The sequence below is a fragment of the Deltaproteobacteria bacterium genome (assembly GCA_016875395.1).
In the GTDB taxonomy this organism is placed as follows: Bacteria; Myxococcota_A; UBA9160; order UBA9160; family UBA6930; genus VGRF01.
Map to the genome: position 1 here is coordinate 24,988 of VGRF01000025.1, position 23,768 is coordinate 48,755.

Genomic DNA, 23,768 nt, shown 5'->3' on the forward strand with positions numbered 1-23,768 from the left:
GCAACTCATCTGCCGCCATGCAGCCCCGCCGCCGCCCATTCTTCGCCACGACCCGCCCGGCTCGGCGCATCCCGATCGAGGCCGTCCCCGCTACCGAGCCTCGCGCCGAAAGATCTTCGGCACCCCCGTCGCCATGTCTCCGCCGGGCAGCGTGATGTTGCCGAGCTTCGTGAGCGTGTCGGCGTCGTAGATGGCGATGTCGTTGAAGGTTCCGGTCAGGTAGAACGTGCTGCCGTCGCTGCCGAAATCGAGCGCGTAGTAGCTGTGCTCGAGGTCGATGCTCTTCTCGATGCGCTGGTTCGGAACGTCGAAGCGCTGCACCTGCGTGAGCGTCGCGTAGAACTGATCGGGGCGACCGGGGCGCGACATGCCGGTGAAGAGGCCGACCTGCACCGGCGCGAGCACGGCGTCGCTGGCGATGCCCGTCGCGAGGTCGACGCGCTCGTAGCCCCACACGAGCTCCGCCTGCGCCATGTCGCCGACGGCGCCCGGCTTCCAGCGCGGCGCGGTGAACATGCGCACGAGCTCGTTCGAGCTCTCGCCGATGTTCCACACCGTGAGGATGTCGCGCGGCCCTAACACGTCGTCTTTAGGCGCCCGGCTCTGCAGCGCGACGCGCGTCTCGCCGGTCGCGGGGTTCATCGCGAAGATGTCGGGGCCCGCGAGGAAGAGCGTGCCGTCGGCGCTCGTCTTCATGATCGTGACTTGGCGCGGCGCCGCGAACGTGCGCAGCGGCTGCGCCCCGTCGCCCGCGCTCGTGTCGTAGACGGCGATGCGCGTGTCCTGCACTTCGTAGTGATCGAGGAAGAGCTTCACCGGGGCTTGATGCAGGTAGAGCTGCTTGCCGTCGGGCGAGACCGCGATGCCGCCCGGCGTTGCGACGCGCTCGTTGCCCTGCGACTGCGCCGCGCGGAACACCAGCGCGCAGTCCGCGAGCCGCACGCCCCACACGTTGCCGCCGAGAGGGCCGCCGAGGACGTACGCGATGCCGTTGTCGGGGCTGAGCGCGAGCGTCGCCGGGCTCGCATGCCCTGGCAGCGCACAGGTGCGCTCCACTTTGCGCGCGCCGAGGTCGACGAGGTGCAGGTTGTTAGGGCGGTTGGTGACGACCATCATGTCGCTGGCGCCCGCGGCGCTCTTGCGCGCGGCGAGCGAGGCGCCCTCCCCGCTCGGCGTCGCGCATGCGAGCGAGCACAGCGCGAGAGCTGTCAGGACGCGGCGCATCACTTGTCGTCCGGGAACGTGGGGCCGAGCTTGCGCCAGTCGCGGCCCGCGGAGTCCGCGCCCTTCGCCCAGTCCGGGTAGGAGTTCGCGATGTCCGGCACCTGCGCCGGCCACCAGCACGGATCCGCGCAGCCGTAGAGATCGGCCTCCATCGGTTGGCAGAGGCCACCGAGGCCGCCGAAGGCGTCCACCTCCCAGCCGGGATCCGTGGTGGCGCTGCAGCCGGCGACGGTCTGCATCGCGACGACTTCTTGCAGCGTGCCGGCTTCGGCTGCCGCGCTCGTCTGCGCCGCCTTCGCGTTGAGGGGCTTCAGGTGCTTCATGCCGTGACTCCTCCCGCTCGCTCGGCGGCGAGCGCGCGCCGCGGAGAGAGCGTTCGTGCAAACCAATCGGGCCGCGCAGCGAGGATGCGCGCGTACGCAGCGATGCCGTAATCGATCCAGGCGCGCATGCGGTCGCAGTAATGCAGCGTCGGCGTGGTCGGATCGCCGTAGTGCGCGTAGCTCTCGTGATAACAGCCGCCGCTGCACAGGTTGCGGATGCGGCAGGTGGCGCAGTCGACGCCCGACTTGTCGAGGCGACGCTCCAGGAACGCGCCGAGCTCTTCGCGCGCGAGGCCGTGCGTCACGTCGCCGAAAGTGCCGAGCTCCGAGCCGGTGAAGCGGTGGCAGAGGTTGACGCCACCGCTCGCATCGACCGCGACCATCGAGTAGCCCGCGCCGCACGGCAGCGACTTGCTCGTGCCCGAGTGCAGGTCCGTCATCAGCTGCAGCAAGTTCGAGAAGCCGTGCTTCTCGCCGCGCAGCGCGGCGGCGACGAGCTCGTCGCCGAGCGCGCGGAATTCCGCGAACACCGCTTCCAGCTCCGCTTCCGTGAGGTTGAAGCGCGCGTCGTCGCCCGCGGTGACGGGCGCGAAGCCCACCTCGTCGAAGCCGAGCTCGCGCGTGAGGTGCGAGAAGATCTCGCGCACCTCGCTGGTGCCGCGCGCGAGCGTGACGCGCGCGCCGAGCGGCCGCGCGCGGTAGCGCTCCCGCAACAACCGCACCTTGGCCGCGACCGCGTCGTAGCTGCCGTTTCCGCCGCGCGTCACGCGATGGCGATCGTGCACGGCCCGCGGGCCGTCGATCGAGACCGCGACGCCGACGTTGTGCGCGTTCAGCCAATCCACGATGCGCGGCGTTGCGAGGGTCGCGTTCGTCGTGAGCGAGAAATCGCCGCGCGCGCCCGCTTCCGCGAAGCGCCGCTCGGCCCAGTCGACGACGCGCTCGAGCAGCGGCATCTGCGTGAGCGGCTCGCCGCCGAAGAACACCACGTTGTATCGCGGTCGCCCGGGCGACTCGCGCAACAACATCTCGATCGACGCCTGCGCCGTCGCGAAGTCCATCACGTTCGCCTTGGCGACGCTCGTGAGGTCTTCCTTGAAGCAGTAGCCGCACGCGAGGTTGCAGCCGGTGCTGACGTTGAGCACGACCGTCGTGAGCGGGAACGAGGTCACGCGCTTCGCCGCGGCCGGCGCGAGCGGCTTCGCGCTCGGATCGCGCACCACCTCGCAAGCCGCGAGCTCGGCGACCGCGTCGGCGACGGCGCTCGCGTCGTGCCGCGCCGCGAGCTTCGCCTGCAGCGCGACAAGCGAGAGCGGCGACGCGGCGAGCAGATCGAGCGCCTCGCGCGCGGGCGCGTCGAGCTCGAACAGGCTCGTGGTGGGCACGTGGAACAAGAGCTCGCGCCCGTCCACCGCGACGCGGTGGAGGTTGTGCGGGATCAGCTCGAGCGCGTGCGTCATCTCGTGCCTTCGAGCGATTAGGGAATCGGCGAGTGGATCCAGCGCTGCACGGTCACGATCAGGTGCGCGTCGGCGGTCAGCTCGCGCTCGCCGTCCTTCAGCGTCGCGATCACCTTCAGGTTCCCGACGTTGTTCGTGCCGTACTTGCGCGCCGGATTCGGCCCCGCGTCGCCCGGCGTGAACACGCCCGTCGCGGGATCCATCACGCCCGCGAACTCGACGTCGCGCTCCTCGCGCGCCTGCTCGTTCCAGGGCTCGACTCGCCACGTCGCGGGCAGCGCGCCGATGCGCACGTCGTCCGCAGTCTCGGGCTTCCCGTCCGCGCCGTTGCTCCACGCGACGGCGTCGAAGACCGCGTACTCCTTCGGGATCGGACCGCCGCCGTCGCCGACGCGGGCGACTTGGTACGGAGGCTCCACGGTGATGCGATCCATCCGCGCGTTCGCCCCGGGCGCGAGCGTGTGCATGGACGGCGTGCGCTCCGAGATCGCCTCGAGCTGCATGCCGAGCTCGTGGTGATCGCGCTCGTACATGCGACCCGCGAGCGTGAGAAGCCCATCGCGCTGGCCGGCGGCGAACACCTGCTGCCACTTCACGTCGCCGACCGTGAGCGTCGCGCGCCACTCGTAGCCGGTGTAAACGGTCGCGCGACCCGAGCCCGCGAGCTTCTCGCCGCTCCGCAGGTACTCGCCGCTGAGCTCGACCGCGTACTCATCCGCGCCGTTCGGCGTCGCGCGCAAGCGGCCCTCGAACGGGCCCTTGCTCGGCTGGTGCCCACTCACGCTCCAGCTCCCTGACAAGTCCGGCTTCTTCGCCTTCTTCCACTTCTCCCACGCGGCACTCTCGTACGCGTACTTCTCCGCGAGCATCGGCGCCGTCTCGTTCAGCGCGACGGGGAACCAGTCGAGATTGCGCCCCCCCGCGGAGTACTCGGTGCTTGGCCACTGCCCGAGGTGGAAGTGCACGAGCTCTCGCCACTCGTCGACGGGGCGCCGCTGCAGGAGTACGCGCGCGGCGGAGTGGCAGCGCCCGCACATCATCTTGAAGTCGGCGTCGACGGGCTCGAACTCGTCGAGGCGCTGCTCGAGCGCGTAGCGGAAGCCCTCGGTCTCGGAGGGCGCGAGACCCTGCGTGTCGGCGAGGTGCTTGATCAGCGTGCGCTTCGCGTCGGCGGAGCCGAGCGGGAGGCTCTGCGACGACACGGTGATCCCGTGCAGGTCCTCCATGCGCTGAATCGTCATCGCCCAGCCTTCGGGTGTCTTGCGCTGGTGCGCGATGCGCGAGAGCCCGCCCGAGGCGTCCGACTGATGACAGCCGCCGCAGGTGTTCCGTAACAACTCCTGCGGCGTCTCCGCGAGCGCGGGCGCAGCGAGCGCCGCTCCGAGGAATGCACCGAGCAGCACTCGCCTCATGTGCGCCCCGCCCCGATTAGAAATTGAACGTGATGTCCGCGCCGAACGTGCGCGGCGGGCCGACGTGCGTGTAGTCGAGGCCGAAGCCCGAGAGCGAGATGATGTCGGTCTCGTAGTACTCGTTCGCGAGGTTCTTGATCCAGAAGCCGAAGTCCCACTGCTCGTCGCTCGCCGCGAAGCTGATGCGCGTATCGAACAGGATGTAGTTGTCGACGAGCGTGCGCCTCACGTGCGGCAGCGTGAAGTACTGCTCGCCCACGTAGTTCGCGTCGAGATGCACGGCGAGCGTGCCGGTGTCCGAGGTGTAGACGTCGAAGTCGCTCGCGAACGTCGCGCTGAAGTCCGGCGCGTTCGGCAACGTGTCGCCCTTCACGTCGATGCTGCTGACGATGCCCTTCTTCGCTTCGCCGTTGAGGAATCCGACGCCGCCCGAGAGGCGCCAGCGATCAGTGACCTGCGCGATGCCCTCGATCTCGAAGCCGATCACTTCGGAGCGCTTGATGTTCACCAGCGTCTGCGCGGCGGTGGCCGGGTCGACGTCGATCAACTGCTGTTCCTTGTAGATGTAGAAGAAGGCAGCGCCGTTCAGCTGCACGCGACCATCCGCGAGTGTGCTCTTCACGCCGACCTCGAACGCGTCGAGCGTCTCCGGCTTCACCGCGTTGAACTCGCTCGGGTCGAAGAACGCCTGCCCATTGAACGCGCCGGAGCGATAGCCGCGGCTGTAGGTGAAGTAGCCGAGCACGTCCTCGCCGAAGTGGTGCTCGACGCCGGCCTTCCAGTTGTATTCCGTGTCGTCGAGCTTGCCGCTGAGGTCCGTGATCGTGTCGAACAGATTCACACCAGCGCCTTCGACGAAGGTCGTGAAGTCCTTCGCCTTGGTCACGTCGTTCGTGACGCGGAAGCCGAGCAGCAGCGAGGTGTTCGGCCCGAGATCGACCGTGCCGTCAAAGAAGCCCGCGATCGAGCGGCGCTCCTGCTCGAAGCTGTTGCGGTAGGTGCAGCCGAGGGCGACGAAGTCCGCGAGGCTGAGCCCGAGGCCGTTCAGCGTCGCCTCCGCGTTCGCTCCGTCGACCGAGAAGGGGGTTCCGAGCGCGGCGTTCCATGGGTCGGCGCAGTCGTCTGAGTCGAGGCCGCCGTTCAGGTTGAAGTCGACGCCGGACATCACGAGAAGGTCGGATGCGATGTCGAGATCCTCGCGCGCGTAGTAAACGCCTGCGACGAAGTTGAAGCGGCCCTCGAGATCGCTCGTGACGCGCAGCTCTTGGCTGACCTGATCGCCGTCGCCGAGGTAGTCGACCTCGATCACGCGCAGCGGCGAGCCATCCGAGTCCTCGGGATTCACGAGGTCGCCCTTCAGCCAAGACGTGATCGACGTGATGCGGAAGCTCTCGCTGATGTCCCAGTTCACGTGGAGCGAGGCCTGATCCGCCTCGCGGCGGCGCTTGCGATCCTTGTCGCTCTCCCACTCACGCCTGCCGAGCCCGGTGCGGAAGTAATCGCTGGGGTTCGCGCCACCGAGTGCGTTGAAGAGCGTGTACACGCCTGCGCCGACGCCCGTCGTCGGGTCGCCGTTCTCGATCGCGATTTGGCTGATGTTCCCGGCGCGAATTCCGTAGTTCTCGGGGTTCGAGCGGCCCGCGGAGTAGCGCGCGAGCACTTCGATCGTCTCGCTCGGGCGCCACAGCGCTGACACGCGCACCGCCCACTCGTCCGTGCTGTTGCCGTCGGGGATGCCAGGCGAGAGGTTCTCGAACCAGCCATCTGCCTCGGCCCACATGCCGGCGAAGCGCACCGCGAGCACGTCTTCCACGAGCGCGTACTCGGCGGCGCCGCGCGCCTCGAAGCGGTGGTAGTCGCCCGCGCCGAAGGTGAAGGTGCCGCCGTTATAGAAGCTCGGAGCGCGAGTGATCAGGTTCACCGCGCCGCCCGTGCTGTTGCGCCCATACAGCGTGCCCTGCGGGCCGCGCAGCACCTCGATGCGATCGAGGTCGAACATGGCGATCGGCTGCAGCACCGAAGGCCCCGCGTACACCTCGTCCACGTACACCGCGACCGGGCTCGACTGGTGCAGGCTGTAGTCGTTCATCGTGACGCCGCGCAGCGAGAACACGGGCGCGCCGTCGCCGATCACCTGATTCACTTGAAGGTTCGGCACGAGCCCCGCGATGTCGTTCGTGTCCGAGATCTTGAGATCGTCGATCTCGGCGCCGCCGATCGCCGCGACCGAGATCGGCACGTCCTGAACGCTCTGGGCGCGCTTCTGCGCGGTGACGACGATGTCCTCGATCTCGCCCAGAGACGCGGGCTGTTCCTCCGCGGGCGGCGCCGCATCCTGCGCGCTCAGCGCGAGAGGCAGTGCGAGTGCGAACACCGACACGAACCCGAGCGAGCGAAGACGCATGCGTGGCACTCCGTGAAGGAATAGTGCGCGCATCATTGCACCGCGGTTTTCGCAGCGAAAGCGCCTGATCGCGATCAGGCGAGGAGCGCGGTCACCACTTCGCGCCGGGATGCGCGCGCGCGAGCACCTGCATCTCGGCGAGCATGCGCGAGAGGTGCTCGCTGTGGCGCCCGCTGCGCCCGCCGCGCGGCTGGAACGCGCCCGGATCGGGGCGCGTGAGCGTCGCGCCGCGCAGCAGCCCCTCGATCTCGGCGTGCGCCTCCGCGGCAAACGCGCTCGGATCGGGCGCGATGCCGGCCGTAGCGAGCTCGCGCGTCACGGCATCGGCTTCGAGCAGCTCTCCTAGGTATGGGAAGAGCTCCTCGAACGCGGTCTGCATGCGGCGATGGCTCTCGCTCGTGCCGTCGCCGAGCCGCATCACCCAGGTGCGCGCGTGGCGCGCGTGGTACCCGGCCTCGCGCGCAGCCTTCGCGCCGATCGCGGCGAGCCGCGGCTCCGCGCTCTTCGCGAGAGCTCGGTAGTTCGGGAGCGCGAACGCGGCGAAGAGCGCCTGCCGCGCGACGGTCCACGCGAAGTCGTGATCCGGCTGCTCGACGAGCAGCGCGTTCCGGAAGCCTGCGTCGTCGCGGAAGTAGGCGAGCGCATCCGCGTCTCGACCCGCTCCCTCGACTTCCCCCGCGAGCGAGAGCGCGGCCTGGGCGAGATCGAGGTTGTCGAGCGCGATGTTGCCGAGCGCGAGCTCTTCCTCGAGCACGGGCGCGAAGCCGATCCACTGCGAGAGGCGATGCCCCAACACCAGCGCGTCGTCGCCGAGGCGGAGCGCGTACTCGAACACGGCGCTCACTTGGACTTCTTCGGGTTCGCCGGCCGGTAGAAGCGCGGGTGGCGGTAGATCTTCGCGGGGCCGGGCTCGAACATCTCCGCGGCGTGCTCGCTCTTCGACGCGACGATGCGCTCGGACTCGACCACCCAGATCGACACGAGCTTGTCGCGGCGCGCGAAGGTGTCGCGCGCGTTCTGCAGCGCGAGCTCGGCGTCGGCGGCATGCACGGAGCCGACGTGCGTGTGCGGCGCGCCGGTCTTCTCCTGCACGAACACTTCCCACAGCGCGAACTGCGTCTCGGCGCTCATCGCGCGCCGCCTCGCTCGTGCTCCGCCTGCTTCGCCGCGTGCGCCTCCGCCGCGGCGCGCACCCAGGCGCCGCGCTCGTGCACCTCGCGCCGCACGCGCACGCGATCGCGCCCGCACGGGCCGCCGCCCGCGAGCACGCGCTTGAACTCGTCCCAGTGGATCGGGCCGTGCTGCCAGCGCCCCGTCGCGTCCTTCTTCATCGCCGGGTCCGGGATTGTTAGGCCGATCGCGTCGGCCTGCGGCACGACGAGGTTCACGAACCACTCGCGCTGCGCGTCGTTCGACTCCTGCTTCACTCTCCAGCGCATCAGCTGCGCCGAGTGGCGCGACTCGCTGTCGGGCGGACCGAACATCATCAGCGTCGGCCACCACCAGCGGCCCAGCGAGTCCTGCGCCATCTGCTTCTGCGCCGCGCTCCCCTGCGCGAGCGCCGCGACGATCTCGTAGCCCTGCCGCTCGTGGAAGCGCTCCTCCGAGCAGATGCGCTGCATGGCGCGCGCGTAGGGGCCGTAGGAGGCGCGCGCGAGCAGCGTCTGATTCACGATCGCGGCTTGGTCGACGAGCCAGCCGATCGTGCCCGCGTCGGCCCAGGTGAGCGTCGGGTAGTTGAAGATGCTCGAGTACTTCGCCTCGCCTGATAACAGCGCGGCGACCAGCTCCTCGCGCGAGACGCCGAGCGTCTCTGCGGCGGCGTAGAGGTAGAGCCCGTGACCGCCTTCGTCTTGGACCTTGGTGAGCATCCCGATCTTGCGCTTCAGCGAGGGCGCGCGCGTGATCCAGTTGCCCTCGGGCAGCATGCCCACCACCTCCGAGTGCGCGTGCTGCGAGATCATGCGCACGAGCTGGCGGCGATACGCATCGGGCATCCAATCGCCGGGCTCGATCTTCTCGCCAGCATCGATGCGCGCGAGGAACGCGGCCTCGCGCTCGGCGTCGCTCGGTGCTGCGTGCGTGGTGGACATGCGGCGCATCGTAACCGCGTTCCCGGCGCGCAGTGGCCATCGGTGCCAGGCACGCTTGGCCACGCAATCCGCGGCGGCCATCCGTGCCAGGCACCGATGGCCGGTCGACGCGGGCGGGGCTCGTCTGCGACGCTGCCTCGATCTCGCAGCGGGAGGAGATGGCGTGGCGAACGAGTTCATTCGCGTGGAGCACGACGCCGGCGTAATGCGCATCGCGCTCGCGCGGCCCGATGTGCTGAACAGCCTGAATCGCGCGATGGCGCGCGAGCTGCAGGCCGCGCTCGACGAGGCGGCCGCGCGCGCCGATGTGCGGGGGGTGCTGCTCACCGGCTGCGGGCGCGCGTTCTGCGCGGGGCAGGATCTCGCCGAGATCGTGCCGCCGAGTGGCGCGCCGGGGCCCGCGGTGAGTGAGATCGTGGAGCAAAGCTACAACCCCACGGTTCGCCGCATCCTCGCGCTCGAGAAGCCGGTGGTGTGCGCTGTGAACGGCGCCGCGGCGGGCGCGGGCGCGAACCTCGCGCTCGCCTGCGACATCGTCGTCGCGGCGAAGAGCGCGTACTTCCTGCAGGCGTTCGTGAACATCGGCCTGATCCCCGACAGCGGCGGCACGTTCCTGCTCCCGCGACTCGTCGGCCTCGCGCGCGCGAAGTCGCTGGCGATGCTCGGCGAGCGCATCAGCGCGGAGCAGGCGCTCGCGATCGGGCTGATCCACGCCGTCGCCGAGCCCGACGCGCTCGAAGCGGACTCGCTCGCGCTCGCGAGGAAGCTCGCCGCGCTGCCCACGCGCGCGATCGGGCTCGCGAAGCGCGCGTTTCACGCCGAGGTGTTCCCCGAGCTGGAGGCCGCACTCGCGCGCGAGCGCGACCTGCAGGGCGAGGCATCGAGCACCGCCGACTACGCCGAGGGCGTGCGCGCGTTCCTCGCAAAGCGCAAGCCCGTGTTCACGGGGCAGTAGCGAGCGTGACGCACCCGTGTAGCCCGCCTCGCTGCGCCGACCCGAACGCTCGGCGTCTGACGCTCGGCGTTCGGGTCGCCGGCCCTGCGGGGGACCCGAACGCCTGGCGTCAGACGCCGAGGGTGCGAGTCCGTGCCGCCTGCGTCTCGCTCGCGTTCGCTTTCGCGCTGCTCGCGTCCGGCTGCGCCTCGGTTCCGGCGGATACGGACGCGGCGACGAACTCCGCGGTGCTCGGCAACGACGCGCTCTACGCCCCGCCGCACGGCGAGGGCTTCTCGGTGCTCGTGTACACCGAGGATCCGCTCGAGCCCGCGAACCGCCTCAGCCTGCGCGTCACGAAGGGTGCGCTCGACTACGTCGCGCAGCCGCTCGCGCTCGGCTACCGCGCGCTCGTGCCCGAGTTCGCGCGCGAAGCGCTCTCGCGCTTCTACGGCAACCTCAACTACCCCGGCCGCTTCGTCAGCTTGTTGATGCAAAGGCGCCTCAGAGACTCGGGCGAAGAGACCGGGCGCTTCCTCGTCAACTCCACCGCGGGCCTGCTCGGCCTCTTCGATCCCGCAACGCGCCTCTCGCTCGACTCGTTCCCCGAAGACGTGGGCCAAGCCTTCGGCCGCTGGGGAATCAGGCCCGGCCCCTATCTCTTCTTGCCCATGCTCGGCCCGAGCAACACCCGCGACGCCGTGGGCCGCATCTTCGACATGGCGCTCGATCCCGCGACGTACTTCACCGGTGCGACGCTCGCGTTCGGGCTGAACTCCTTCTCGCTGCGCGTCGACGACTACCGCGATCTCTCCGCCGTCGAGGCCGACTGGTACGCGCCGATCCGGACTTATTGGGCAATTCGGCGGGAGGCCGAGGTCGAGAACTACAGCATCCCGCTGACCGCCTTCGAAGCGAGCGACCCCGAGCCCTCGCTCGGCGTGCTGAAGTTCTCGCCGCGGGACCCCTCGTTCGGGCGGCGCGCGAAGGAGCGCGAGCTCGCGCTGCCGAGCACGGGCAAGACGCTGCGCTACTCGCTCTGGCTCCAGCCCGCGCCCGCGCCGCTCTTGTTCGTGCTGCCGGGCATCGGCTCGCACCGGCGCGGCGGCACGACCGTCGCGCTCGCGGAGATCGCGTACGCGCGCGGCTTCTCGGTCGCCGCGATCAGCAGCGCGTTCCAGCCCGAGGTGCAGCTCACCGCACTGCGCGCGCCGTACCCCGGCTTCGCGCCTCACGACGCGGCCGACATTCGCGCCGCGCTCGAAGCGATTCATGCCGACGTCGCGGCGTGGAAGCCCGGGCGCGTCACGAGCGCGAGCCTCGTCGGCCTCTCGCTCGGCGCCGCGCATGCGCTCCACATCGCAGCGCGGCCCGAAGGCGCACTCCAGTTCGAGCGCATCGTCGCCGTGAGTCCTCCGGTCGACTTCTTGTTGGCATCGCGCCGCTTCGACGAGTTCTTCGACGCGCCGCTGCGCTGGCCCGCGGCCGAGCGCGACCGGCGCGTGCTCGAGATCGGCAAGAAGGCGCTCGCGCTGTTCGACGGCGACGTGAGCGACCCGCGCCTGCCCTTCGACCGCATCGAGTCCGAGTTCCTGATCGGGCTCAACGGCCGCGACGCCGTGCACAACGCGATGGTCGCGATCCAGACGACGACGGGCCGCGGCGTGCTGTTGCAACCCGAGCTCGATCCCGAGCGCGGCTGGCTGCTCGAAGAGGTGAACCACAGCTCGTTCGACGCCTACGTGCGCCACCTCGTGGTGCCGCACTTCCTCGTGAGCGACCCCGACGCGAGCATCGACTCGCTGCTCGAAGCGAGCGGCCTGCGCGGCATCGCGCCAGCGCTCGCCGCGGACCCGCGCGTGTCCATCTTCACGAACGCCGACGACTTCTTGTTAGGCCCCGGTGACGCGGAATGGCTGCGCACGGCGCTCGGTGAACGCGCCACGGTCTTCCCGAGCGGTGGGCATCTCGGGAATCTGTGGGTGCCGGAGGTGCAGCGCGCGATCTTCGACGCGCTCTCCTCAGCGCCCTAACACCTCGGCCAGCGCGAGCACGAGCCGCTCGGTCGCGTCCCAGCCGAGACACGCGTCCGTGATGCTCTTCCCGTACGCGAGCGGCTGCGCGCTCGGCTCCTGCTTCCCGCCCACGAGATGGCTCTCGACCATCAGCCCCCGCAGCGCGTTCTGCCCTGCGCGTCGCTGCGCAGCGACCGCGAGCGCGACGTCGCGCTGCTTCTCGGGCGCGCGCTCGCTGTTCGCGTGCGAGCAGTCGACCATGATCGCGTCCAGCAGCGCGTGCTCCCGTAACAACTCCGCCGCAGCGCTCACCGAAGCCGCGTCCCAGTTCGGCTTTGCGCCGCCGCGCAAGACGAGGTGCGCGTAGGGGTTCCCCGATGTCTCGAGAATCGCGGGCGCGCCCTCCTTCGTGAGCGAGGGGAAGATGTGCCGCGCGCGCGCAGCGCGGATCGCATCGACCGCGACGCGCACGTCGCCATCGGTGCGGTTCTTGATGCCCACCGGCATCGAGAGCCCACTCGCGAGCTCGCGATGCACCTGGCTCTCGGCCGTGCGCGCGCCGATCGCACCCCACGACACGAGGTCCGCGTAGAACTGCCCGAACGTCGTGTCGAGAAACTCCGTGCCCGCCGGCAGCTCGCGCGCCGCGATCTCGGCGAGCAGGCCGCGCGCGATCCGCAGCCCCTTGTTGATGTGATACGAGCCGTCGAGATCGGGATCGTTGATGAGTCCCTTCCAGCCGACCACCGTGCGCGGCTTCTCGAAGTAGACGCGCATCACCACGAGCACGCGCTCGCGCACGCGCTCTGCCAGCGCGCGCAGCTTGTCCGCGTACTCGAGCGCCGCGCGCACGTCGTGGATCGAGCACGGCCCCACGACGAGCAGCACGCGCGCATCGCGTCCGTCCAGCACCGCTTCCACGGCGCGCCGCGAGCGCACGACGAACTCGGACGCGCCGGGTGTTAGGGGAATCTCCTCCGCGAGCACCGCGGGCGCGATGAGGGGACGGACGGCGGTGATGCGGAGGTCGTCGGATTTCGGCGTCATCTCGCCGGATATAGCGGCGCGGCCCCGTCAGCGCGCGACGCGCACCGCTGCCTCGAGCATCTCGCGCCCGATGGGCTCGAGGCCGAGCTGCGTGCAGAGCAGGCCGCTCGACACGCGCTCGACGACGCCCCACTCCCAGGCCGCTTCGGCGTCGAGGCCGGTGCGCGCGGCGAGTGCGCGCGCTCGCGCGCGGCCGTCGCCTTCGAGCGCCGCCGCGTCCTCGCGCAGGAGAATGCCGAGGTCGTACTCCGGCTCGGCGGCGAGGCCATCGGGGTCGATTGCCTTCCAGCTGCCGTCTGCGGCTTCGAGCACGTTCAGGTCGTGGAGGTCGCCGTGCACGAGCATTGCGCGCGCGTCGTCGTGCGCCGCGATGCGGCGCTCGGCGCAGGCGAGCGCGTGCGCGACGACGCGTTCGGGCAGCGGCCGCCCTAACAGCTCCCACTTTTCCTGGATGAAGCTCACGAGCCAGCGCCCCTTCTCCGCGCCCGTCATGAAGCGTGCGCCGCGCACGGGGCGCCACATGCGCTTCAGCAGATCGCACAGCACGTCGTGGCGCTGATCGAGAGACAAGCCCGCGCTCGCGAGAGGTCGGCCGAGGCGCTCGAGCAAGAGCGCGCCGCGCCGCACGTCGTGGCGGTAAAGCTGCGCGAGCCCTTCGCCGCGAGCGAGCTCGTACGCGGCGACCTCGCTCGCGGGGTCGTTATCCGCGCGCGGCACTAACAACTTCAGCACCGCCTGCGTGCCGCCCGCGAGCTCCGCCTCGGCGACGTACGCCTCGGTGCCGCCGCGGAAGGAGCTGCCCGCGCGCATCGACCAGTCGCGTTCGAGCGACGCGATGAGCGCGGGCAAGCCGTCGACCCACGCCTGCGCGCCGTGGATGCGCGCTTTGCTGAGGACTTCGTCGGGGATGGAGAGCTTGGTCACGGCGGCTCAACTTCGCAGGCGCGCTTCATGGTCGGGGTGGTGGGATTCGAACCCACGACGCCGACCTCCCAAAGATCGGGCTCTACCAAGCTGAGCTACACCCCGACGCCGCGGCAACCTAGCCGCCCGCCGTCGCACTGCGCGAGCGCGCGGCGAGAGCGGAGGCGAACGTGGCCGATGAAACGAAGCGGCGGGGTGGCCCACTCTCGGGGTTGCGCGCCCTCGATCTCACCGACGAGCTCGGCTTCCTGTGCGGGAAGATGCTCGCGGACCTCGGCGTCGACGTCGTGATGATCGAGCCGCCGGGCGGCGCGCCGCTGCGCGACGACACGTTCACCTGGGCAGCGTGGGCCCGTAACAAGCACAGCCTCGTCGCCGATCTCGCGACGCCCGCGGGCCGCGCCGGCGTGCTCGAGCTGGCGCGCCACGCGGACTTCTTCCTCGAGTCGCGCGCGCCCGGTGCGCTCGCGGCGCTCGGGCTCGCCTACGACGACCTCGCCGCGCTGAATCCCGCGCTCGTGTTCGTCTCGATCACGCCGTTCGGGCAGAGCGGGCCGAAGTCTTCGTTTCGCGGGAGCGATCTCGTGATCGCCGCGGCGGCGGGCCCGTTGTTGTTGCAGGGCGACGACGACCGCGCGCCGGTGCGCGTGAGCGCGCCGCAGGCCCTCGCGCACGCGGGCGCCGAGGCCGCGGTGGGCGCGCTGCTCGCCCACACGGAGCGCGTGCACTCCGGGCGCGGACAGCACGTCGACGTGTCGGCGCAGCAGGCGTACGCGGCAGCGACGCAGGCGGACATCCTCACCGCGCGCGTCGGCGACAAGAGTGGGAAGCGCGTCGGCGGCGGCCTGCGCATGGGCGATCTGCGCGTGCGCTTCTCGTATCCCGCGCGCGACGGCAACGTCTCGATCACGCACGCGTTCGGCAGCGCGATGGGGCCGGCGACGCAGCGGCTCATGGAGTGGCTCGGAGAGATGGGCGAGTGCGACGCCGACCTCGCGGGCATCGACTGGATCGGCTTCGGCGCGCGCGCGCTGCGCGGCGAGGAGAAGCCCGAGACGCTGCTGCGCGCGCAGGCGCAGATCGCGGCGGCCACCGCGAAGCGCACGAAAGCGGAGTGGCTCGCGCTCGCGATCGAGAAGAAGTTCCACGTCGCTCCCGCCGCCACACCGAGCGATCTCCTCGCGAGCGAACAGCTCGCCGTGCGCGGGCTCTTCGATGAGGTCGAGGGCGTGCGCGCGCCAGGCCGCTTCGCGGTGTTCTCGCGCACTCCGATCGCACCCGCGAGCGCACCGCCTGCGCTGGGCGTGGGCAGCGCGCGCGTGCTGAAGGAGTGGAGCGCGCCGCGCTCGGGCGCTGCACCCGTAACAACTCAGCGTGCGCTCCCGCTCGCCGGCGTGAAGGTGCTGGATTTCACCTGGGCGATCGCGGGCCCCACCGTGACGCGCACGCTCGGCGATTACGGCGCGACCGTGGTTCGCATCGAGGGCGCCGCGCACCCCGACGCGTGCCGCACCACGCGCCCCTTCCTCGGCGGCCGCTTCGGCGGCGAGCGCAGCGCGATCTTCCACACCATGAACGCGAACAAGCTGCAGCTCGGCCTCGACCTGACGAAGCCCGAGTCGCGCGAAGTGATCTTCGACCTCGCGCGCTGGGCCGACGTCGCGATCGAGTCGTTCTCGCCCGGCGTGATCGCGCGCATGGGCTTCGGCTACGACGCGCTCGCGAAGCTGAACCCGCGCCTCGTCTACGTCTCCACCTCGCTCGCCGGCCAGAGCGGCCCGCACGCGAGGCTCGCCGGCTTCGGCAACCTCGGCGCCGCGCTCTCCGGCATCTGGGAGCTGGTGGGCTGGCCCGACCGCGCGCCCGCCGGCCCGTATGCCGCGTACACCGACTACGTCGCGCCGCGCTTCTCGCTGTGCGCGATTCTCGCTGCGCTCGAGCACCGGCGGCGCACGGGTGAGGGCCAGTTCATCGATGTCTCGCAGGCCGAGTCCGCGATCCAGTTCATCGCGCCCGTGATCGCGGAGGCATCGGCGACAGGCCGCAATCGCACGCGCGCGGGCAACGCCGACGAGCGCTTCGTGCTGCACGGCGTCTTCCCGTGCACCGGTGACGACCGCTGGATCGCGATCGCCGCGCGCACGCACGCGGAGTGGGAAGCCGCCGCGAAAGTCCTCGGCTGCGATGCAAGCGCGCCGAGCGAGGCCGCGGTGGCCGCCGCGACCGCGAAGCACGACGCCTTCGCCCTAACGAGCGCGCTGCAGGCCGCCGGCGTCGCGGCGCACGCAGTGCAGTCGAGCATCGACCTCAGCGCCGACCCACAGCTCGAAGCCCGCGGCCACTTCGTCCCCGTCACGCACCCGACCATGGGCGCAAGCTGGGTCGAGGCAAGCCGCATCCACCTCTCGGAGACGCCGGCGCGCGTGGCAACGGTCGCGCCGAGCCTCGGTGGCGATAACGAATTCGTGCTGCGCGACCTACTCGGCTACGACGACGAGCGAATCTCGGCGCTCGCAGTGGCTGAGGCGCTGCAGTAACAGCTCGGCGCATTGCCGCGCCTAGGCGAAGCCAGAACGACCTCGAAGTCGAACGCTTCTCCCAAGCAGGTCGGCCGAGGCCGCAAGCGAAGCGCGCAGCAGCGGGCGAGTCCTCGAGCCCGATGCGGAGTAAACGTGGAGAAACTGCGCCACCACCCGCGTCCCGCTAATCCTCCAACGGAGGCTTCCCGATCAGCGCCTTCACGTTCGCCGGCCCCTCAGGCGCGGTGCCGGATTTCGCGACCACGCCCCAGTGTGCGTGCGCCAGCTGCTGCACCACCATCGCGGCGCGCAGCGCGTTGTAGAAGCCCTGCTCGTTCTGCGTTTGGTTCAGCGATTCCTTCGCGGTCTTGAGGCCCATCATCGGCTGCTCCGCGATCTCCTGCGCGAGCGCGAGCGTCTCGGCTTCGAGCTTCTCGCGCGGCACGACGCGGTTCACCATGCCGATCGCCTTCGCGGCGCGTGCTGTGATGGCGCGGCCGGTGAAGAGCATCTCCTTCGCCTTGCGCATCCCGAACTCCCACGGGTGGCCGAAGTACTCGACGCCGTTCACGCCGAACCCGACGACGGGGTCCTGGAACGTGGCGTCCTCGCTCGCGACGACGAGATCGAACGGCCACACGAGCATCAGCCCGCCCGCGATCACCTTGCCCTGCACCTGCGCGATGGTCGGCTTCGGCAGATTCCGCCAGCGCCAGCACAGGTTGAAGTAGACCTCTTCCTCGAACGCCCAGTGGCCCTCGGGTCCGGGCTGGCGGAAGCCGCGCGAGGTGCCGATCGCGACGTCGCGCAGCTTCCAGTCGCCGTCGTAGCCCATCGGCCCGTGGCCCGAGGAGAAGTGCTTGCCCGCGGCGGCGATGATGATCGCGCGCACCGCGTCGTCGGCGCAGGCGCGGTCGAGCGCGGCGTTCAAGCCGTAGAGCACGCGCAGGTTCTGCGCGTTCGCCTTGTCGGGGCGGTTCAGCACGATGCGCACCACGCGCTCGGCCGGCTGCTCGTAGAGCACGTCGCCGAAATCGTCCTCGCTCGCAGTCGTGGCCTCGCTCATCGCAGACTCCTCTCGCGGACGGCCTCAAATAGCGTGATCGCGCTGCATTCGCGAAGGGCCCCGGTAGATTGCGCCGCCCGTTACCCGAACACCGCGCTCCGCGTCGAAATCTCTCTGACAACTCCGAGGCTTGCGTGACGAATCGCAGCGATCGCATTCCGCCCGGCCAGACCGAGACCAAGAAGTGGCCCGTCCTGCATTACGGCGAGGTTCCGAGGTACGCGCCCGGCAAGTGGGACTTCCGCGTGTTCGGCCTCGTCGACGCCGAGCAGCGCTGGTCGCTCGCCGAGCTGAAGGCGCTGCCGCAGGTGGAGACGACGAGCGACATCCACTGCGTCACGACTTGGTCGCGCCTCGACACCACGTTCCGCGGCGTGCGCGTGCGCGATCTGCTCGCGGGCGTCGCGCGCAAGCCAGGCGCCGACTTCGTGCTGATCCACGCCGACCCGGGCTACACGACGAACCTGCCGCTCGCGGACCTAATGACTGACGACGTGCTGCTCGCGACGCACGAAGGCGGCAAGCCGCTGAGCGACGAGCACGGCGGCCCGGTGCGCCTCGTCGTGCCGAAGCTCTACTTCTGGAAGAGCGCGAAGTGGGTGCGCGGCCTCGAATTCACCGACATCGACGTGCCCGGCTTCTGGGAGCGCGCCGGTTACCACATGCGCGGCGACCCGTGGCGCGATGAGCGCTACCGCGACAGCGAGACGAACGCGATGCAGCGGATGAGAGCGGAGGCGAAGAAGCGGGGGCGCTGAATTGGGAACCATCCCGGCGGCCCAGCCTCGAACGGGCGGCCGCAAGCGACGCCGTTTCCCGGCGTCGCGCGCAGCGAGGCGAAGCCGAGCGAAGCCCAACGAGCCGTCACGCGAGCTTGATCAGCTGAAACACCTTCTCCTCGAGCCAGATCACCAGCTCGCGCAGCGCGTCTTGGCTCACTTCGTGCTGCATGTCGAACTCGCGGTACTGCACGTTCACGCCGCGGGCGAGCAGGCGCGTGCGCGACTCCTGCGCGCGGTCGACGGGAATCATCGGATCCTGCGTGCCGTGGATGACGAGCGCGGGGAAGTTCTGGTGCTCGTCCTGGCGCGGGATCGCGGCATCCACCTGCTCGGGCAACCAGCTCGAAAGCGCGACGAGGCCGGCGAAGCGACTCGGGCCCCCTAACACCAGGTCGTACGCCATCACGCCGCCCTGCGAGAAGCCCACCACCACGATCTTGCGGCGGTCGATCGGGTAGCGCTTGCACGCGTCGTCGAGGAATTCGCGCAGCAGCCCGCGCGCGGCGTCGAAGGCCTGCGGGTCGATCTCGCGCGTGCTCGTGATCGGCCACCAACCGAAGCCGAGCACGCCCCGCGCGATCTCGAAGGCGACCGGCCCCTGCGGCGACAGCACCAGCGCGCCGCCGCCGTGGAGGATGGGCGCGAGCCCGAGCAGGTCGTGCGCGTTCGCGCCCCAGCCGTGCAGCATGAGGATGGTCGGGTGCGGGCCTTCGCCCGGCGGGACGTGAGCGGTGTAGAGGAGTTCCATGCGGGCACGGTAGGCGCGAGGGCGTCGCGAGTCAGCGGGACGCGCAATTGCACGCACCCTAGGTGCGGAATCTCCGCGCCACGGCGCGCTGCCTCTCCGCGATCTGCGCGCGGCGCTCCTGCGCGCCGAAGGCGGGCGTGCTAGGGGGCAGCGCGGCGCGTAGGTCTGCGAGCTTCACGACGCGCGACGTCGGCTCGGGCGCGCTCGTCGCGAACACCCACCGGTAGGTGATGAGGCCATCGTGCCGGCCCTCGGTGTCGAGCCAGTTCTGCACGCCGGGATCGAGCTCTGCGATGACGACGCGGAAGCGGCCGTCGTCGTCCGTTCGAATCTGGTGACCCGTCAGGGAGCTCACGCGGTTCGCGAAGTCGAGCGATTCGAACCACGGGAACGCGTAGAGCTGGATCGACCAGTAGCGAGCGCGCGGCGCGTCGCACTCGATCACGAGCGCCTCGTCGTCCGCGAGGTTCCACCAGCCGCCGCCGTAATAGATGTCCCTCGCGCCGCCGGCTTGCGGGCGCGGCTTGCCGAGGCGGTTGTCCGGGAGAAACGAGCGAGCGCGGCGCATCCACTCGTTCCAGTACACGACGCTGCGCTCGACCCAAGTGGCCGCGCGATCGAGCGCGTGCGCCACCTGCTCAGCCTCGAGCGACGGCGGCGCGAGGCCCTCACTGCCCGCTCGCTCGATGCGGAAGTGCGCGACCGGGTCGTGCTGCCAGTCGCTCACGTACTGGCGCAGCAGCACGTACTCGGCCTCGGGGTGCAGCGGCACCCAGTTCCCCAGTTGCGGCGTCGCGCTCACGATCACCTCGAGCGAGCCATCCGCTGCGACTGCGAGCTGCGAGAGATTGCGCTCCTCGAACACGCGCAGCTGCCCGAGCTGCATGTCGCCCTCGTTCGTCGACAGGATCAGCTCGCGCAGGCCGCGCACGTTGCCCGTGATTCGATACGTGCCGCCCGCCTCCACGCGCGCGCGCTGATAGTGATTGTCCGCGTTCGGCCCGCCCCAGCGCGTGACGTCGTCGTCGAAGCGCAGGAATGCGGGGAAGCGCGGGTCCGCGAAGTCGAGGTACTGCTGCAGCGCGAACACGCTGAGGCGGCCGAGATGGCGGAAACCCTCGGCGCGGTCGCGCGGCGCGCTCGGGAAGTCGTCGCGAAGGATGCGCTCGCCCGTCGCCTTCAGGCGATCGCAGAATGCAGCCCAGTCTCGTTGCAGCGAGCTCGCGTCGCCGTGCTCCGCCATGCGCGCCTCCGTGCTCCCGGAAGCTGACTCAGCTTGTGCGGCCGCCGCATCGAGATCGCCAGACGCTGCGTCCGATCGTGATGAACGGCGTGTGGCGTTCACTTCGACTGCGAGGCCCCGCGCGTCCGCCGAAACGCGCGGCTTCTCGGGGCGCGCGGGGCTACGAGTGCTGCGCACGCGAGGAGCCCGCATGCCCGCACGGCGCGTCTACATCTTCAATCACGTGCAGAAGTGCGCGGGCACCTCGCTCGCGACCGCGATCTTTCGCAGCTTCGCGTGCCGCGAATCGGCGCAGCTCTACATGCTCTCGACCATCGACGAGTTCTTCCCGCGCTGGCAGCGCGGCGATTTCCGCGAGGCGGAGTCGATCTACGTCGCGAGCCACTTCGCTGCGGGCGCGCACGCGCTGTTCCCCGAGCACGAGCCGATGTATCTGACGATGCTGCGTGAGCCGCTCGCGCGCTTCCTCTCGGCCTACCGCATGGCGATGGACATCGGCACGCTGCCCGACTCGTTCACGCCCGAGAACTACTTCGCCGGCGCTTGGCCTAATTACTCGACGCTCGCGATCGGCGACGGCGACCTCGCGGAGGCGAAGCGGCGACTCGAGGACGAGTACCCGTTCGTCGGCATCACCGAGGAGTACGAGCGCTCGGCGGCATTGCTCGCGCACACGTTCGAGCTGCCGTTCATCGCGAAGCTGCACGCGAATCCGTCGGCGACGCGCGCACGAGGACCAGCTGTCGGGCGAGTTCAAGCAGCGCTTCTACGCCGCGAACTCGGACGACGCCGAGCTGTACCGGTTCGCGCGAGCGCTCTTCGAGCGCCGGTACCGCGCAGCGGAGCCGGCGATGCACGCGAGCTACCGCCCCGCCGTCGCGCTGGAATCGCAGCTCGACGTGATGGAGTTCCTGAAGGCGTACGTGCACGATGTCGGCGGCGCGGACAGCTTCATCTTCGAGCCGTGGTCGCCGCACGACCGGGCACGCACGCTGTTCTGGGGCGTCGTCTATCGCACGGGCTTCATCCCGCTCTGCTTCCGACTGCTCGAACAGAAACGCGTGGATGCGCTGCGCGTCGTGCTCGCGAATCTGCGCGCCTTCCACGAGCACGCGCCCTATGCCCAGCCAGTGCTCGGCCGCGCCATCGCGTTCTTCGAGAACGCCTGCGCAGGCGGCGCCATCGCACGCGAGATGCCCGTGCTCAGCGTGGACTACGTCGCGTTCCTCGAGACCGACCGCATGCTCCGCCACGGCCGCGCGCTGCGCGCGAGCGGCGACCTGAAGACGCGCATCGAGCGCGCGCTCCTCGCCGAGTAGCGAACGGGGAAGCACGCGCACGCAGCCGCACCGGTCGAGGCGCCGGCGCCAGAGCGGACCCCGCACGCGACACCACCACGCGTTGACTCGCGCCTCCATGCATCGCCGCGCCCCTCCGTCGCTGCTAACTCCCTTCGCCTATGCCCGCCAAGTCTCTCTTCGACAAAGTTTGGGAAGCGCACACCGTGCGCGAGCTGGCCGATGGCCAGACGCAGCTGTTCATCGGGCTGCACCTGATCCACGAGGTCACGAGCCCGCAGGCGTTCGCGCAGCTGCGCGAGATGGGACTCGCGGTGCGCTTCCCGCAGCGCACGTTCGCGACGGTCGACCACATCATTCCCACCGAGTCGCAGCGCCGGCCGCTCGCGGATTCGCTCGCGGAGGAGATGCTCGTTCACCTCGAGCGCAACTGCGGCGAGTACGGCATCCAGATCTATCTGCCGAGCAGCGGCAAGCAGGGCGTCGTGCACGTGATCGGGCCCGAGCTCGGGCTCACGCAGCCGGGCATGACGGTCGCCTGCGGCGACTCGCACACCTCGACCCACGGTGCGTTCGGCGCGATCGCGTTCGGCATTGGCACCTCGCAAGTGCGCGACGTGCTCGCCACGCAGTGCCTCGCGATGGCGAAGCCGAAGCTGCGCCGCATCGAGGTCACGGGCAAGCTCGCGAGCGGCGTCTACGCGAAGGACGTGATCCTGCACATCATCCGCCGCCTCGGCGTGAACGGCGGCGTCGGCTTCGCCTACGAGTACGCGGGCGCGGTGATCGAAGCGATGTCGATGGAAGAGCGCCTCACCGTGTGCAACATGTCGATCGAGGGCGGCGCGCGCGTCGGCTACGTGAACCCCGACGAGATCGCGACGACGTACCTGCGCGGTCGCGAGTTCGCTCCCAAGGGCGCTGCGTGGGACAAGGCGGTCGCGTTCTGGCGCGGCATGGCCAGCGACGCGGGCGCTCACTACGACGATCGCGTCGAGCTCGCGGGCCGCGAGATCGCGCCGACCGTCACCTGGGGCATCAACCCTGGGCAGGCACTCGGGGTGAACGAGGCGCTGCCGCTGCTCACGCAGGTGCGCGACGACGAGCGCGCGGGCTTCGCCGAGGCGTGCGAGTTCATGGGCTTCGCGCCGGGACAGAAGATCGCGGGCACGAAGATCGACGTGGCGTTCATCGGCTCGTGCACGAACGGGCGCATCAGCGACCTGCGCGAGGCCGCGCGCGTCGCGCGCTCGGGCAAAGTCGCGAAGGGTGTGCGCGCGCTCGTGGTGCCGGGCTCGCAGCAAGTCGCGAAGCAGGCCGAGGCCGAGGGGCTGCACGAGGTGTTCCGCAGCGCCGGCTTCGAGTGGCGCCTCGCGGGCTGCTCGATGTGCCTCGCGATGAACCCCGATCAGCTGAAGGGGCGCGAGATGTGCGCCTCATCGAGCAATCGCAACTTCAAGGGCCGCCAAGGCTCGCCGACCGGCCGCACGCTGCTGATGTCCCCCGCGATGGTGGCGGCAGCGGCGATCGTGGGTCAGGTCGTGGATGTTCGGGAGCGCCTGTAATGGCCGCGGTAGTCGAGCGAGTTCAAGGCACCGCGTGCGTGCTGCGCGGCGACGACATCGACACGGATCGAATCATCCCCGCGCGCTACCTGCGCTGCGTCACGTTCGACGGCATCGGCCAGTACGCCTTCGAGGACGACCGCAAGCAAGCGAAGGGCAATCACCCGCTCGACGACAAGCGCTTCGCCGGTGCGGGCATCCTGATCGTGGGCCGGAACTTCGGGTGCGGCTCCTCGCGCGAGCACGCGCCGCAGGCGCTCATGCGCTTCGGCTTCAACGCCTTCATCGGCGCCTCGTTCGCCGAGATCTTCCACGGCAACTGCACCGCCATGGGCCTGCCCTGCGTGACGCTCGGCGAGCGCGATCTCGCGACGCTAATGGACAGCGTCGAGCTCGACCCGACCCAACGAGTCGCGATCGATCTGGCCGCGCGCACGGTGACTTCGCGTGCGGGCGTGATGCAGGCCGAGATCCGCGACGGCACGCGCAAGGCGCTGCTCGAAGGCAGCTGGAACGCGACCGCCGTGCTGATCGAGGCCGGCGACGCGATCGAGCGCACCGCGCGCACGATCCCGTACGTGGCGGGCTTCCCGAGCTGACGCGCCGGCGCCGCAAGCCCAAACGGCGCGCGCAGCGAGGCACAGCCGAGCGGAGTCAATGCGCAAGCGCCGAAGGCGAGCTGCGCTTCTGGGCACAAGGCGCGGCGCGCTG

20 protein-coding genes and 1 tRNA gene are annotated in these 23,768 nt (G+C 70.2%); 7 read left to right on the forward strand and 14 right to left on the reverse strand.

What is annotated here, in order from left to right; translation table 11 throughout:
* Window positions 1–90: 90 nt before the first annotated feature.
* The 8 genes from peaD to paaA form a co-directional block, all read right to left on the reverse strand.
* A complete protein-coding gene (gene peaD / locus FJ091_16935) occupies window positions 91–1,224 on the reverse strand; it encodes a quinohemoprotein amine dehydrogenase subunit beta (GenBank protein ID MBM4385040.1) in 1,134 nt (377 codons plus the stop codon).
* Window positions 1,224–1,547, reverse strand: a complete 324-nt coding sequence (qhpC, locus tag FJ091_16940; GenBank protein MBM4385041.1) for a quinohemoprotein amine dehydrogenase subunit gamma — start codon at window positions 1,545–1,547, stop codon at window positions 1,224–1,226. The genes peaD and qhpC overlap by 1 nt, the downstream gene beginning before the upstream one ends.
* Window positions 1,544–3,007: a quinohemoprotein amine dehydrogenase maturation protein gene (gene peaB, locus FJ091_16945; protein ID MBM4385042.1), complete on the reverse strand. Its 1,464-nt coding sequence runs from the start codon at window positions 3,005–3,007 to the stop codon at window positions 1,544–1,546. The genes qhpC and peaB overlap by 4 nt, the downstream gene beginning before the upstream one ends.
* A 17-nt stretch (window positions 3,008–3,024) precedes the next feature.
* Window positions 3,025–4,419 (reverse strand): quinohemoprotein amine dehydrogenase subunit alpha, encoded by a 1,395-nt coding sequence (peaA, locus tag FJ091_16950; GenBank protein MBM4385043.1) that lies wholly within the window; start codon window positions 4,417–4,419, stop codon window positions 3,025–3,027.
* Window positions 4,420–4,435: 16 nt separating this feature from the next.
* Window positions 4,436–6,823, reverse strand: a complete 2,388-nt coding sequence (locus FJ091_16955) for a TonB-dependent receptor (GenBank protein ID MBM4385044.1) — start codon at window positions 6,821–6,823, stop codon at window positions 4,436–4,438.
* A gap of 91 nt (window positions 6,824–6,914) precedes the next feature.
* A complete protein-coding gene (paaC, locus tag FJ091_16960; GenBank protein ID MBM4385045.1) occupies window positions 6,915–7,667 on the reverse strand; it encodes a phenylacetate-CoA oxygenase subunit PaaC in 753 nt (250 codons plus the stop codon).
* Window positions 7,664–7,954: a 1,2-phenylacetyl-CoA epoxidase subunit B gene (gene paaB / locus FJ091_16965; protein MBM4385046.1), complete on the reverse strand. Its 291-nt coding sequence runs from the start codon at window positions 7,952–7,954 to the stop codon at window positions 7,664–7,666. Before paaB ends, paaC begins: the two co-directional genes overlap by 4 nt.
* The gene (gene paaA, locus FJ091_16970; protein ID MBM4385047.1) at window positions 7,951–8,925 is read right to left on the reverse strand and encodes a 1,2-phenylacetyl-CoA epoxidase subunit A; all 975 of its coding nucleotides are present in this window, start codon (window positions 8,923–8,925) and stop codon (window positions 7,951–7,953) included. Before paaA ends, paaB begins: the two co-directional genes overlap by 4 nt.
* 196 nt (window positions 8,926–9,121) lie before the next feature.
* Between paaA and FJ091_16975 the strand changes: the two genes are divergently transcribed.
* Window positions 9,122–9,871, forward strand: a complete 750-nt coding sequence (locus FJ091_16975; GenBank protein MBM4385048.1) for an enoyl-CoA hydratase/isomerase family protein — start codon at window positions 9,122–9,124, stop codon at window positions 9,869–9,871.
* Between the two features lie 122 nt (window positions 9,872–9,993).
* Entirely contained in the window at window positions 9,994–11,883 is a 1,890-nt protein-coding gene (locus FJ091_16980) for a VacJ family lipoprotein (protein ID MBM4385049.1), read from the forward strand.
* On the opposite strand, the gene FJ091_16985 is transcribed toward FJ091_16980, so the two are convergent.
* From FJ091_16985 to FJ091_16995, 3 genes are all read right to left on the reverse strand, one after another.
* Entirely contained in the window at window positions 11,872–12,912 is a 1,041-nt protein-coding gene (locus FJ091_16985) for a 3-deoxy-7-phosphoheptulonate synthase (protein ID MBM4385050.1), read from the reverse strand. The two genes, FJ091_16980 and FJ091_16985, sit on opposite strands and share 12 nt — an antisense overlap.
* A gap of 27 nt (window positions 12,913–12,939) precedes the next feature.
* Window positions 12,940–13,836, reverse strand: a complete 897-nt coding sequence (locus FJ091_16990) for a phosphotransferase (GenBank protein ID MBM4385051.1) — start codon at window positions 13,834–13,836, stop codon at window positions 12,940–12,942.
* 28 nt (window positions 13,837–13,864) lie between these two features.
* A tRNA-Pro gene (locus tag FJ091_16995) sits at window positions 13,865–13,941 on the reverse strand.
* Between the two features lie 65 nt (window positions 13,942–14,006).
* On the opposite strand from FJ091_16995, the gene FJ091_17000 reads away from it, so the two are divergent.
* A complete protein-coding gene (locus FJ091_17000) occupies window positions 14,007–16,373 on the forward strand; it encodes a CoA transferase (GenBank protein ID MBM4385052.1) in 2,367 nt (788 codons plus the stop codon).
* 166 nt (window positions 16,374–16,539) lie between these two features.
* On the opposite strand, the gene FJ091_17005 is transcribed toward FJ091_17000, so the two are convergent.
* The gene (locus tag FJ091_17005) at window positions 16,540–17,421 is read right to left on the reverse strand and encodes an enoyl-CoA hydratase (GenBank protein ID MBM4385053.1); all 882 of its coding nucleotides are present in this window, start codon (window positions 17,419–17,421) and stop codon (window positions 16,540–16,542) included.
* A 134-nt stretch (window positions 17,422–17,555) separates the two neighbouring features.
* Between FJ091_17005 and FJ091_17010 the strand changes: the two genes are divergently transcribed.
* Complete coding sequence (locus FJ091_17010) at window positions 17,556–18,179, forward strand: sulfite oxidase-like oxidoreductase (GenBank protein MBM4385054.1); 624 nt, start codon at window positions 17,556–17,558, stop codon at window positions 18,177–18,179.
* A gap of 106 nt (window positions 18,180–18,285) precedes the next feature.
* Here FJ091_17010 and FJ091_17015 read toward each other — a convergent pair whose 3' ends face one another.
* Together FJ091_17015 and FJ091_17020 are read right to left on the reverse strand one after the other, a co-directional pair.
* Window positions 18,286–18,951, reverse strand: a complete 666-nt coding sequence (locus FJ091_17015) for a dienelactone hydrolase family protein (protein MBM4385055.1) — start codon at window positions 18,949–18,951, stop codon at window positions 18,286–18,288.
* Between the two features lie 58 nt (window positions 18,952–19,009).
* The gene (locus FJ091_17020; GenBank protein ID MBM4385056.1) at window positions 19,010–20,194 is read right to left on the reverse strand and encodes a DUF1214 domain-containing protein; all 1,185 of its coding nucleotides are present in this window, start codon (window positions 20,192–20,194) and stop codon (window positions 19,010–19,012) included.
* On the opposite strand from FJ091_17020, the gene FJ091_17025 reads away from it, so the two are divergent.
* From FJ091_17025 to FJ091_17035, 3 genes are read left to right on the forward strand one after another with little or no spacing between them, the layout of a single operon-like run.
* Window positions 20,112–21,599 carry a sulfotransferase family 2 domain-containing protein gene (locus FJ091_17025; protein ID MBM4385057.1) on the forward strand — a complete coding sequence of 496 codons (1,488 nt, stop codon included), beginning with the start codon at window positions 20,112–20,114 and terminating at the stop codon, window positions 21,597–21,599. The genes FJ091_17020 and FJ091_17025 overlap by 83 nt on opposite strands.
* Window positions 21,600–21,653: 54 nt before the next feature.
* Window positions 21,654–23,057 carry a 3-isopropylmalate dehydratase large subunit gene (gene leuC, locus FJ091_17030; protein ID MBM4385058.1) on the forward strand — a complete coding sequence of 468 codons (1,404 nt, stop codon included), beginning with the start codon at window positions 21,654–21,656 and terminating at the stop codon, window positions 23,055–23,057.
* Window positions 23,057–23,656, forward strand: a complete 600-nt coding sequence (locus tag FJ091_17035) for a 3-isopropylmalate dehydratase small subunit (protein MBM4385059.1) — start codon at window positions 23,057–23,059, stop codon at window positions 23,654–23,656. The genes leuC and FJ091_17035 overlap by 1 nt, the downstream gene beginning before the upstream one ends.
* The last annotated feature ends 112 nt before the right edge of the window (window positions 23,657–23,768 follow it).

What these genes read in the sequence shown, in the direction of transcription:
- peaD (MBM4385040.1), bottom strand. Translation starts at nt 1,224, where the DNA reads ATGCGCCGCGTCCTGACAGCTCTCGCGCTGTGCTCGCTCGCATGCGCG.
- qhpC (MBM4385041.1), bottom strand. Translation starts at nt 1,547, where the DNA reads ATGAAGCACCTGAAGCCCCTCAACGCGAAGGCGGCGCAGACGAGCGCG.
- peaB (MBM4385042.1), bottom strand. Translation starts at nt 3,007, where the DNA reads ATGACGCACGCGCTCGAGCTGATCCCGCACAACCTCCACCGCGTCGCG.
- peaA (MBM4385043.1), bottom strand. Translation starts at nt 4,419, where the DNA reads ATGAGGCGAGTGCTGCTCGGTGCATTCCTCGGAGCGGCGCTCGCTGCG.
- FJ091_16955 (MBM4385044.1), bottom strand. Translation starts at nt 6,823, where the DNA reads ATGCGTCTTCGCTCGCTCGGGTTCGTGTCGGTGTTCGCACTCGCACTG.
- paaB (MBM4385046.1), bottom strand. Translation starts at nt 7,954, where the DNA reads ATGAGCGCCGAGACGCAGTTCGCGCTGTGGGAAGTGTTCGTGCAGGAG.
- paaA (MBM4385047.1), bottom strand. Translation starts at nt 8,925, where the DNA reads ATGCGCCGCATGTCCACCACGCACGCAGCACCGAGCGACGCCGAGCGC.
- FJ091_16975 (MBM4385048.1), top strand. Translation starts at nt 9,122, where the DNA reads ATGCGCATCGCGCTCGCGCGGCCCGATGTGCTGAACAGCCTGAATCGC.
- FJ091_16985 (MBM4385050.1), bottom strand. Translation starts at nt 12,912, where the DNA reads ATGACGCCGAAATCCGACGACCTCCGCATCACCGCCGTCCGTCCCCTC.
- FJ091_17005 (MBM4385053.1), bottom strand. Translation starts at nt 17,421, where the DNA reads ATGAGCGAGGCCACGACTGCGAGCGAGGACGATTTCGGCGACGTGCTC.
- FJ091_17015 (MBM4385055.1), bottom strand. Translation starts at nt 18,951, where the DNA reads ATGGAACTCCTCTACACCGCTCACGTCCCGCCGGGCGAAGGCCCGCAC.
- FJ091_17025 (MBM4385057.1), top strand. Translation starts at nt 20,112, where the DNA reads ATGCGCTCGCCCGTCGCCTTCAGGCGATCGCAGAATGCAGCCCAGTCT.
- FJ091_17020 (MBM4385056.1), bottom strand. Translation starts at nt 20,194, where the DNA reads ATGGCGGAGCACGGCGACGCGAGCTCGCTGCAACGAGACTGGGCTGCA.
- leuC (MBM4385058.1), top strand. Translation starts at nt 21,654, where the DNA reads ATGCCCGCCAAGTCTCTCTTCGACAAAGTTTGGGAAGCGCACACCGTG.
- FJ091_17035 (MBM4385059.1), top strand. Translation starts at nt 23,057, where the DNA reads ATGGCCGCGGTAGTCGAGCGAGTTCAAGGCACCGCGTGCGTGCTGCGC.